Source organism: Pseudomonas sp. 51_B, assembly GCF_017491595.1.
Classification (GTDB): Bacteria; Pseudomonadota; Gammaproteobacteria; order Pseudomonadales; family Pseudomonadaceae; genus Aquipseudomonas; species Aquipseudomonas promysalinigenes.
In genome coordinates, this window is sequence record NZ_JAFGYW010000510.1 from 1 (window position 1) to 276 (window position 276).

Annotated in this window: 1 protein-coding gene; it reads right to left on the reverse strand. The window is 59.8% G+C overall.

Features of this window, described 5'->3' with window-relative positions; genetic code table 11:
• On the reverse strand, positions 1-276 hold a 276-nt coding region (locus tag J5M56_RS25970; protein WP_207938185.1), incomplete at both ends, for an immunoglobulin-like domain-containing protein.

A 276-nucleotide genomic window follows, 5' to 3' on the forward strand; every position in this document is an offset into this window, starting at 1 on the left:
CGCTTGGGGTCGCGGTCAGAGTCACCGTCGAGGTATCGATGGTGTCGGTGATGGCGGTCACAGCCGGTGCCGGGCTGACGTCCAGCTTCTCGAAGTCACCACCGGTGGTGCCGGTGACATTCACACTGACATTGCCGGCATCGACATACACGGTGTTGGCTGGTGCTGGGACCGTGATCGAGCCTTCGGTCAAACCTTTGCCAATGGTGATGACTTCACCATTGCTCAGGGTGATCTTCATCTCGCTACCGGCCGGATTGGTCAGGGTAGCGGTGT